Consider the following 10,529-nt stretch of genomic DNA (forward strand, 5'->3'; position numbering starts at 1 on the left):
GCGGTGACAGCACCCCTACGAAAACAGGATTAGCGTCGCCCTCAATCCAGGGTGGTTGTCGGTCAACTCAAGCACGCCTCCGTGCTGCTTGGCGACTGCGGCCACGAGACTGAGCCCCAATCCCACGCCAGGCGTACTGCGACTTGCGTCGCCCCGGTAGAAGCGCTCCAGGACTTTGGGCTTCTCTTCGTCGGGGATGCCAGGCCCGTCGTCCGACACGGCGATCACCACCGCCCCGTCCGGGCGGCGCGACGCCTCGACCGTGATCGTTCCATTCTTCTGGGCATACTTAAGCGCGTTGTCGATCAGGTTCCCGACCGCCTGTGCAAGCAGCAGTGGATCGCCGGCCAGCGCGAGCGGCCCGGGCGACGCGAAAGAAAGCGCGACCCCTTTCAGTTCTGCGACGGGTTGGTAGAATTCGGCGGCTTCGCCTGCCACCGTTGATGCATCGACTTCAATGAAGCCGGACCGGCGCATGCCGGAGTCGATCTCCGCCAGGCGCAGCAGGGCGTTGAAGATACCAATAACGCGGTCCACGTCGGCGATTGCGCTATCGATCTCGGCGAAGGTTTGCTCCGGACGGGGCCGGGTCACCGACAGCTCCTCCAGGCGGTAACGCAATTCCGCCAAAGGCGTGCGCAGGTCATGCGCGATCGCATTCGACACGTTTCGGATGCCCTCGACCAGGTGCTCGATGTGGTCGAGCATGCGATTTTCCGTCTCCACGAGCGTGTTGAGCTCGTTTTCACCGCCATAAGCCGGCAACCTGTGTGCGAGATTTCCTTGCATGATGGCGGAAGCCGTCTGGTTGATGTCGTGTACCTTGGAAAGTATGGTGCGACGAACCAGCGCCCCCCCTGCCACGCCAAGCAGCAAGACGATGCTGGCAGCGCCCGCCAGGCCATACAGGAACAATGATTCGAGCTTTTCAAACCGGCTGACGTCTCGCCCCAGCAAAAGGTGATAGCCGCCGGGAAGCGCATTGTTCAACAGCACGGCTCTTACCACTCGGCCCCCAACGTCAATTGACGCTACGTGCGTCCCTGTTGATTCGGGAACCTCGCGCGGCCATGCAGGCAGGTTGCCGGCACGCCTCGACCATGTCGGATCGGCGAGCAGAATGATCGTGTTCTCCACGTCCTCGAGTTGCCCGCCCACTCGCGTTTCGATTGCTGCGGCAAGCGCATCGGCGCCCTGCTTGGCAAAGAGGTTCATCATGCTTTGCGCTTCGGCCTGAAGCACCTCGGTTCGACTTTGCTCGATCGTGTTGCTCCAGGCATACCAGAGCGGTGTGGCGAACAGGGCGAGCACAACCAGGCTCACCGCGACATAGCCGAGCGCTACGTTTAGCGCGGAAAAGCGCAGAAGCTTAGTCATCGGCCGTTAGCATGTAGCCGGCATTGCGAATGGTCCGCAGCAATTGCCGAGCGCTGCCGGCATCGAGCTTCTGCCGCAGTTTGCTGACGTGGACGTCCACGACATTGGTCTGTGGGTCGAAGTGATAGTCCCACACGTTCTCCAGCAGCATGGTCCGCGTCACCACCTGGTTGGCATGGCGCATCAGGTACTCGAGCAGCTTGAATTCGCGCGGTTGCAGCGCGACGGTCTTGCCGGCGCGCGTAACCTTATGGGACAGCAGATCCATGGACAGGTCGTCGAGCGTCAGAGTGGTCTCTGCGCGACCGTCCTGCGAACGCCGCAGGAGCGCGTCGAGGCGTGCCAGAAGCTCGCCGAATGCAAATGGCTTGACGAGATAATCGTCACCGCCGCTCTTGAGGCCGCGAATGCGATCGTCGACATCGGAAAGGGCGCTGAGGATCAGGATCGGTACCTTGTTTCCGGTCCTGCGCAACGCCTCGATGATCCCAAGGCCGTCGATGCCGCCCGGCAGCATGCGATCCATGATGATCGCATCGTAAGGCTCGCTCGCAGCGAGGAACATGCCGTCGCGCCCGTTGTCGGCATGATCCGCAGTATGTCCCGCTTCACGCAAGCCCTTCTTCAGATATTGGGCGACGCGCTCATTGTCCTCGACAATCAATAGTTTCATGATAGATCGGCTTCGGTTTTGATTGAGAGAGATCTCTCTAGCGGGGCATCTGGTATCCAGGGCTGTCTGGTGAAATATTAGCCGCAGCTTCATTCCGTTGCCAGCACGCGATGCTCTGACTGCAGATCGTGGCTGGGCCGTTGTGGGGATAAGGTACCACTTTCATACATCGCGGACCACGCGGCGCTGCGCATCCGCTGCATGATGGTCCATTCATAGAACGGCGGGAGGCATTGAGCGCGCCGTTGCGCTGGCCGTCGCGGGATCAGCCGGCCGCGGTTCGTCGCCGGTGCGCTGGATCCAACCGCCACCGAGCGAGCGGTACAGGTCGACAAGACTGGTCAGGCGGTTCAGGCGGGTCGTAACCAGTGCCTGCTGCGCGTTGTACAAGTCGGTCTGCGCGGTGAGCACGCTCAGGTAGCTGTCGGTACCGCTCGCGTAGAGCATGTTCGCCAACTCCAGCCGGCGCTGCTGGGCATCGGTGTAGCGCTGTTGCGCCGCCAGCTGGTCGTCGTAGGTTCCGCGCGCCGCCAGCCCGTCGGAAACCTCGCGGAAAGCGGTCTGGACGGCCTTCTCGTATTGCGCGATGCCGATGTCCTTCTCGACCTTGGCCACATCCAGGTTGGCCTGGTTCGCGCCCGCGGTGAAAATCGGCATGACCAGTGACGGCACGAAGGCCCACGCACTGGTGCCGGCCGCGAACAAGCCGCCAAGGGTCGAGCTGGCCGTGCCAAAGGCGCCTGTCAACGAGATGCGCGGAAAGAAGGCCGCGCGCGCGGCGCCGATGTTCGCGTTTTCCGAGCGCAGCACGGCTTCGGCCTCCAGGATATCCGGGCGGCGTTGCAGCAGATCCGAAGGCAGCCCGGCAGGAATGTCGGCCAGGATCGGCGCGGCGCCCAGCTTGGCGGGAGGCGGCAGGTCGAGCGGCAACGGCTGGCCGACCAGCAATACGAGCGCGTTCTCGGCCTGCGCGCGCAGCCGGATCTGGGCGGCGTAATTGGCCTGAGCCTGTTCCACGGTGGTCTGCGACAGGCGCAGGTCCAGTTCCGACGCGGTGCCTGTATCGTACTGCAGCTTCACGATGGTGTATGCCGCCTGCGCCGTCTTCAAGGTGTTTTGCGTTACCGCGAGTTGCTCATCAAACGCAAGCGTGGTGAGGTACTGGTCGGCGACCTGCGACACCAGCAGGATCTCCGCGGCCTGGCGCGCATGCGCACTCGCCAGGTACTGTTGGAGCGCAGCATCGGACAGGCTCTGAAGGCGGCCGAAGAAGTCAATCTCCCACGAGGCCGATAGACCCACGGAATAGTTGGGCGAGGCATTCGCACTGCCCGAGGAACCGCCCTTCGACGTGCTCCTGGACGAGCCGCTCGCGTTGGCGTTCAGCTGTGGATACAGCGCCGCGCGCTGGATGCGGTATTGCGCCTGGACTTTCCTGACGTTCAGCACTGCGACGCGCAGGTCCCGGTTGTTCGTTAGTGCCAGTTCGACCAGCCGCTGCAGGCGAGGATCGGGAAGGAAGTTGCGCCAGCCAATCTCCGCGGCCGGCAGCGTCGTGCTGCCCGCCCCGACTGCAGGATTCTTGTAGGCCTCGCCCACGGGAAACGTCGTTGACACCGGCGCTGCCGGCCGGTTGTACACCGGCTGCAGCGAGCAGCCGGCTGCAAGGGTCACGATCAAGGCACCGGCAGCGCATCTGTATAGCTTCATTTCAATGTCCTCCTGTGCTCAGTCGGTTGCGGCTGTCAACGGCCCTGCCGACTCGGACGGTTGCTTCTTTCTGCCAAGCTTGTTGCTGATCACGACATAGAACATCGGGATCATGAACGTCGCCACAAACGTGGCGGTCAACATCCCGCCTATCACGCCGGTGCCGATCGCGTTCTGGCTGGCCGATCCCGCACCGTGTGCCAGCGCAAGCGGCAGCACGCCCAGCACGAAGGCCATGGAGGTCATCACGATCGGCCTCATCCGCATATGCGCCGCTTCTATGGCCGCCTGGAGCGCCGTGAGGCCTTGGGCGTGACGCTCACGTGCAAATTCGACGACCAGGATCGCGTTCTTTGCCGACAGGCCGATCGTGGTGAGCAGGCCAACCTGGAAGTACACGTCGTTGGACAAGCCCATCAATGAAGTGGCACCGAGCGCGCCCAGGATGCCAAACGGCACCACCAGGATGACAGACACGGGAACCGACCAGCTTTCATACAAGGCGGCCAGGCTCAGGAACACCACCAGTATCGACAACCCGTACAGAAGCGGCGCCTGCGAGCTCGACTGCTGCTGCTGCAACGAGGTGCCAGTCCACTCGAAGCCGATACCCGGGGGCAGTTGCTTCGCCAGACGCTCCATGGCGAGCATTGCCTGCCCGGAGCTTTTGCCCGGGGCTGCCTGGCCCTGAATCTCCATGGCTTCCACGCCGTTGTAGCGCTGGAGAATTGGCGGACCGTATGTCCATCCGGACGAGGAGAAAGTGGAGAATGGCACCATGGTCCCGCCGCTGTTGCGCACATAGAGCAGATTCGTGTCGCCCGGGTTCATGCGAAAAGGCGCGTCGGCTTGCACATACACCTTCTTGATGCGGCCATCGGTATCGAGAAAGTTGTTGACATAGCGTGAGCCCCAGGCCGTCGACAAGGTCTGATCGACGTCGCTTATGTTGACGCCGAGGGCGGCGGCTTTCTCGCGATCGATGTTGATCTTGAACGTCGGATTGTCTTGTTGCCCGTTAAAGAGCACCTGGGCGAGATCCGGGTCCTGCTTTGCCAGAGCAAGGAGCTGGTCCCGGGCCTTGGCCAGCGCGTCATGGCCGAGGCCGCCGCGATCCTCGAGCTCGAAGTCAAAACCGGCTGCAACGCCCAAGCCACGGATCGGCGGCGGGCTCACGGGAAAGATGATGGCATCCTTGTTCGAGGCGTAACGCTTGATGATGCGATCGGAGAGTGCCTTGGCGGACAGGTCGGGACTGCTCCGTTGGCTCCAGTCCTTGAAGCGTACGAACAACTGACCCTGGCTCTGGCCGCGCCCGGCGTTGTTGAAGCCATTTACCATGAAGGTGGCGTCGACCATGGCCGCTTCGTCTTTCAGCAGGTAGTTGCTGACCTCATCGAGTACCGCACCGGTGCGCGCCTGCGTGGCGCCCGGCGGTGTCTGGACCTGGACGAACATGAAGCCTTGATCCTCATTCGGCAGGAACGACGTCGGCAGCCGGACAAACATCACGCCCACGGCACCCACCACCGCCGCGTAGATCAGCAACCAGCGCCCGGACCGCAAGACAACGTGACGCACACCATGCACGTACTTGTCACGCCCCTTGTCGAAAGTGCGGTTGAACCACCCGAAGAATCCCTTTTTCTCGCCGTGGTCCTCGCGCGGCGGCTTCAGAAGCAAGGCGCACAAAGCGGGCGTGAGCGAGAGCGCGACGAACACCGACAGGAGCATCGACGCAACGATCGTGAGCGAGAACTGGCGGTAGATCCCGCCGACCGTGCCGCTGGAGAACGCGACCGGCACAAACACCGCGCACAGCACCAGCGCCACGCCGATCAGCGCGCTGCTGATCTGTCCCATCGCCTTGCGGGTTGCCTGAAGCGGCGACAGTCCCTCCTCGTGCATCACGCGCTCGACGTTCTCGACCACCACGATGGCATCGTCCACCAACAGGCCGATTGCCAGCACCAGGCCGAACATCGAGAGCGTATTGATCGTGAAGCCAAGGGCCGACATCACGCCGAACGTTCCCAGCAAGACCACCGGCACGGTGATCGAGGGGATCAGCGTGGCGCGGAAATTCTGCAGGAACAGGTACATCACCAGGAAAACCAGGACGATGCCTTCCAGCAGGGTCTTGACCACGTCATCGATGGAGACCTTGACGAAAGGCGTGACATCGTTCGGGTAGACGACCTTCAGCCCGTGAGGGAAATACGGCTCCAGCTCCTTGATGCGTGCTCGAATCGCGCTGGCCGTGACCAGCGCGTTCCCTCCGGGTGCCAACTGGATACCAATGCCGGAGGCCGCCTGGCCGCTGTACTTGTTGTCGACATTAAAACTCTCCGCACCCAGATTGATGCGTGCGACGTCACGCAACCGTACCTGCGAACCGCCCGGCAGCACCTTGAGCAAGACGTTGCCGAAATCCTCGGTCGTGCGCAGCAGCGTTGATTCCGTGATCGTTGCGCTCAGCTGCTGATTCTGCACGGCCGGTGTGCCGCCGAGCTGGCCGGCGGAGATCTGCACGTTCTGGCTTTGCAGCGCCGCGTTGACGTCGATCGGGGTGAGCGCGTAGCTATTGAGCTTGTTCGGATCGAGCCAGATCCGCATCGCGTACTGCGTGCCAAAGACGTTCATGTTACCGACGCCGTTGATTCGGCTGATCGGATCCTGAACGTTGGAGACGACATAGTTGGCGATATCGAACTTGTTCATGCTGTTGTCGGCCGACACAAAGCCGATCACCATCAGGAACGCGTTTGTGGACTTGGTAACGCGGACACCCGACTGCTGAACCTGAGCCGGCAGCAACGGCACGGCCAGTTGCAGCTTGTTCTGCACCTGCACCTGCGCGATGTTAGGGTCGGTCCCGCTGGCGAACGTGAGCGTCGTGGTGGACTGGCCGGTATCGTCGCTGGTCGATGACATGTAAAGCAGGTTATCGATCCCGCTCATTTGCTGCTCGATCACCTGGACCACGGTGTTCTGCACCGTCGTCGCCGAAGCACCCGGGTATGTGGTGGCGATCTGGACCGATGGCGGCGCAACCGGCGGAAACTGCTCGATCGGCAGCGATTGAAGGGCCAATCCTCCCGCCAGCATGATGAGGATGGAGAGGACGATCGCGAAGATCGGCCGGTCGATGAAGAATTTTGCCATTGCGAAGCCCGCCTTTATTTTGCCTGCGCCAGCGCAGGCACTTTCGGTGTCGCGGGAATGCCGCCCGCGTCCGCGCTTGCCGTGGCCTGCGTGCCTTGGCTTGGCGCATCGACCGCATGCACCAGCATCCCGGGCTGTACGTTGCGGCCACCGGCCACGATGATCCGTTCGCCCTCGTTCAGGCCGCCGGTGACGACCCACTTGTCGCCCAGCGTGTTCTGCGTCTGAATCGTGCGTTGCGCGACCTTGTTGTCAGGACCGACGACAAGGGTGGTGGCTTGTCCCTGCGGGTCGTGGCCAACGCCCGGGACCGGGACGAGCAGCGCGTGATCATTCACGCCCTGCTCGAGCCGGGCGCGCACGAACATGCCCGGTAGCAGGACATTTTTCGGATTCGGGAAGATCGCGCGGACTGTCACCGAGCCGGTGGCCGGATCGACGGTAATGCCGCTGAACTGGAGCGTGCCCTTGAGCGGGTACTGCGTTCCGTCCTCCAGGGTGAGCGTCACCTTGGCCTGGTCCAGCCCGTTGAGCTTGACTTGCCCACTGGCCACGTCGCGGCGAAGCTGCAACCCTTCGACGCTCGCCTGGTTAAGGTCCACATAGATCGGATCGATCTGCTGCACGGTGGTCAGCAGCGTTGCCGCGCTTCCCTGCACATAGGCGCCCTGGGTGACCTGCGAAATGCCGCTGCGACCGGCAATCGGCGATACGACGTCGGTGTAGCCCAGGTTGAGCTGTGCGATCGCAACTGCCGCCTTCCCGGCGGCCACATCGGCGGCCGCCTGCCTCTGGGCAGCGACCGCGTTGTCGTAGGCCTGTTTGCTGATGGCGTTGCCTGCAATCAGGACTTTGTAACGATCCGCCTGTGCAGTCGTCATGGCGAGGTTCGCCTGCGCTTTTTGCAGCGTCGCCTCCGCGCTACTCAATGCCGCGCGATACGGTGCCGGATCGATCTGGTACAGCGGTTGGTTCGCCTTGACGTCAGCGCCCTCCTGAAAGCTACGCTTTTGCACGATGCCGTCAACGCGGGCGCGGACCTGGGCAATGAGGTATGCGGAGGTGCGGCCAGGGAGTTCCACGGCGACCGGAACGCTGCTCCGCTTGACCGTGACCACCGTGACTTCCGGAGGTGGTGGCGTTGAACTCGCGTGCTTTGCGGGACCGCAGCCCGCGAGCGCCAGGACTGCCAGCGTGGCAGCGAAACAGGCACAGCGCGGATGGGTCCTGCTTGCAAGAACGCCGGCAATGTTAGCTCTCGTGATCATGTTGTACTCCAGGGGCAGCCCGCAAGGTTGTGAAGAGCGGCAGGGGTACTTTGCTTGATCGCGAGTTAAGGAGGGATTGGCGGTTTGTTAACTGTTTTTAATGTGAGAAGGAGGAAGCGGGGTAGTCTTGCGTGGGCGCGAGCGGACATCTCTCGCGCGGGACAGCGGTTTGGTGGAGCGCGGAGGTCTGGCGGTGACCTCCCGCCAAACACGATCCCGGCATGCGCTCGGGCCGGGTCAGGCAGGCCTGGGATGCCCCGTGATGAAACGCCTTCGCATCGGCGCCAGCACGAACTTGGCAGCCAGGCCGGCTGCAATGGTGACCAGCGCCGCCGCTGTGAACACCGCGCCCCAGTCGCCCCGCGCCGCCATGACCGAAGCCAGCGGCACCAGGATCGCCGCGGTGCCCTTGGCCGTATAGAGCGTGCCAGCATTGGCGGCCGCGAACTTGCTGCCGAAGGTGTCCGCGCACAGGGCCGGGAAGATCGAGAAGATCTCGCCCCAGAAGAGAAAGGTCAGCGCCGCGAAACCCATGAACCCGTAGGGATTGTGGCCGAACCGCATCAGGCCCAACAGCGCAAGGCCCTCGCCAATGAAGATGAAGAGCATCGTGTTCTCGCGGCCGATGCGGTCGGAAATGAAGCCGCACAGCGGGCGCGTGAAGCCATTGCACAGATTGTCGATCGACAGCGTCATGGTCAGCAGGGGCAGCGTGAAGCCCATCATGGTCACCGGCATCGAGGCGAAGCCGTAGTCCGTGGCAATGGGCCCCAGTTGCGCGGCCGCCATGATGCCGCCGGCCGCCACCGCGACGAAGGACACGTAGATGGTCCAGAACACCCGCGTCTTCATCATTTGCCGGGGCGTGAACTCGACCGGGTTGCTCAGCACAGCCTTGGCCGCGACTGCTCCCCTGGGCGGGCGCGGCTTCACCAGCAGCATCGCCATCAGCAAGATGCTCGCGCCCTGCAGGATGCCGAAGGTGAGGAAGGCCTGCTCGTAGCCAGCGCGCTGGATCATATTGGCAATCGGAATCACCGTCAGCGCCGAGCCCGTACCGAAGCCCGCCGCGGTAAGGCCTGCGGCGAGGCCCCGCTTGTCGGGAAACCATTTGAGCGCATTGCCCACGCAGGTGCCGTAGACGCCCCCGGCACCGATGCCGGCCACCACGGCCGCGAAGTACAACTGGGGCAGGCTGGCGGCATAAGCGTTGATCACCCAGGCCAATCCGACGCAAAGCGCGCCGCCCGCCACCACGGGGCGCGGGCCCAGCTTGTCGACCAGCCAGCCTTCCAGCGGCACCAGCCAGGTCTCGGTCACGATGAAGATGGAGAAGGCCACCTGGATAGCAGATGCCCCCCAGTGATGTTTGGCATCAATGGGCGCGACGAACAGCGTCCAACCGTACTGCAGGTTCGCCACCAGTCCCATGCACACCACACCGATGGAAAGCTGGAACCAACGGTTGTGCAGCAAGCCGCCGTGAATCACGACAGGGCCTGGGTCGCAGTGTTCCATGTCTTGTCTCCTGGGTGGCACGTTGCTCGCGCTCTGCGGCACGGATAGCGGGCCGGCTGGTTCGCAGCTGGCGCATGCGCGCCGGTCATGCGCTGGAGGAGGCCTCCAGTTCCGCCAGGCGTTTGCGCAAGTTGCGCTCCTCGCTAAAGCGACTGGTTTCATCGCGGATCACGGCCACGATCCCGGTCACAGCTTGTTGGGGGGAATGCAGCAGGGCTACCGTGAAGGCGATCGATAAGGCCCGCCCATCCTTATGCGCCGCCGGAACCCGCAGCACGTCGTTCCCGTAGCGCGTTTGCCCGCTTGCCATGGTCTTGTGATATCCGTCCCAATGACGCCCGCGCAAGCGTTGCGGAATAATCAAGTCCAGCGACTGCCCGATCGCTTCGCTTTGCGTGAAGCCAAACATGCGCTCGGCGGCAGGATTCCATAAGGTGATGGTCCCGCTGGCGTCCGAGACGACGATGGCATCGCCGACTGCGGCGACCAGTTGCTTGAAATCGATGGCTGTTTGCATAGACCTACCCGAATTTGAAAGAGATGCTGATCAAGTTTTCCGACCAGGTACAGCGCCCGAACGGGACGCCGTACCTGTCAGCAGCAAAGCCGGAGCAACGGATGCGCGGCCGCTATGTTTGCCATCATCAGACAGCCTGGGCCTCGCGCAAGCGCGCGATTTGCGCCTTGCTATAGCCGAGGCTGGCCAGCACGTCTTCGGTATGCTCGCCCAGCAACGGCGAGGCGGTGATCTCTGGCTTCAGGTCGGAGAATTTGATCGGGCTGCCTACCGTGAGATAGGTGCCGCGCTCCTTGTGGGG

Annotated in this window: 7 protein-coding genes and 1 pseudogene; all 8 read right to left on the bottom strand. The window is 62.9% G+C overall.

Annotated features, from left to right (window positions below):
* Positions 1-15 precede the first annotated feature (15 nt).
* Positions 16-1,377: a sensor histidine kinase gene (locus ACGLHR_RS12500; RefSeq protein WP_400094138.1), complete on the bottom strand. Its 1,362-nt coding sequence runs from the start codon at positions 1,375-1,377 to the stop codon at positions 16-18.
* Entirely contained in the window at positions 1,370-2,050 is a 681-nt protein-coding gene (locus ACGLHR_RS12505; protein ID WP_318238041.1) for a response regulator transcription factor, read from the bottom strand. The genes ACGLHR_RS12500 and ACGLHR_RS12505 overlap by 8 nt, the downstream gene beginning before the upstream one ends.
* A gap of 213 nt (positions 2,051-2,263) precedes the next feature.
* Entirely contained in the window at positions 2,264-3,760 is a 1,497-nt protein-coding gene (locus ACGLHR_RS12510) for an efflux transporter outer membrane subunit (protein WP_400094140.1), read from the bottom strand.
* Between the two features lie 18 nt (positions 3,761-3,778).
* Complete coding sequence (locus tag ACGLHR_RS12515; RefSeq protein WP_400094142.1) at positions 3,779-6,925, bottom strand: efflux RND transporter permease subunit; 3,147 nt, start codon at positions 6,923-6,925, stop codon at positions 3,779-3,781.
* Between the two features lie 14 nt (positions 6,926-6,939).
* Positions 6,940-8,043, bottom strand: a complete 1,104-nt coding sequence (locus tag ACGLHR_RS12520) for an efflux RND transporter periplasmic adaptor subunit (protein WP_400094143.1) — start codon at positions 8,041-8,043, stop codon at positions 6,940-6,942.
* Positions 8,044-8,430: 387 nt separating this feature from the next.
* Positions 8,431-9,711, bottom strand: coding sequence for an oxalate/formate MFS antiporter (gene oxlT / locus ACGLHR_RS12525; RefSeq protein ID WP_400094144.1), 1,281 nt, complete (start codon positions 9,709-9,711; stop codon positions 8,431-8,433).
* Between the two features lie 85 nt (positions 9,712-9,796).
* Positions 9,797-10,228, bottom strand: coding sequence for a PAS domain-containing protein (locus tag ACGLHR_RS12530; RefSeq protein ID WP_318238038.1), 432 nt, complete (start codon positions 10,226-10,228; stop codon positions 9,797-9,799).
* 127 nt (positions 10,229-10,355) lie between these two features.
* Positions 10,356-10,529 (bottom strand): annotated as a pseudogene (locus ACGLHR_RS12535) (formyl-CoA transferase); the annotation flags it as partial.

It is taken from the genome of Cupriavidus sp. CuC1 (genome assembly GCF_044627735.1).
Taxonomy (GTDB): domain Bacteria; phylum Pseudomonadota; class Gammaproteobacteria; order Burkholderiales; family Burkholderiaceae; genus Cupriavidus; species Cupriavidus ulmosensis.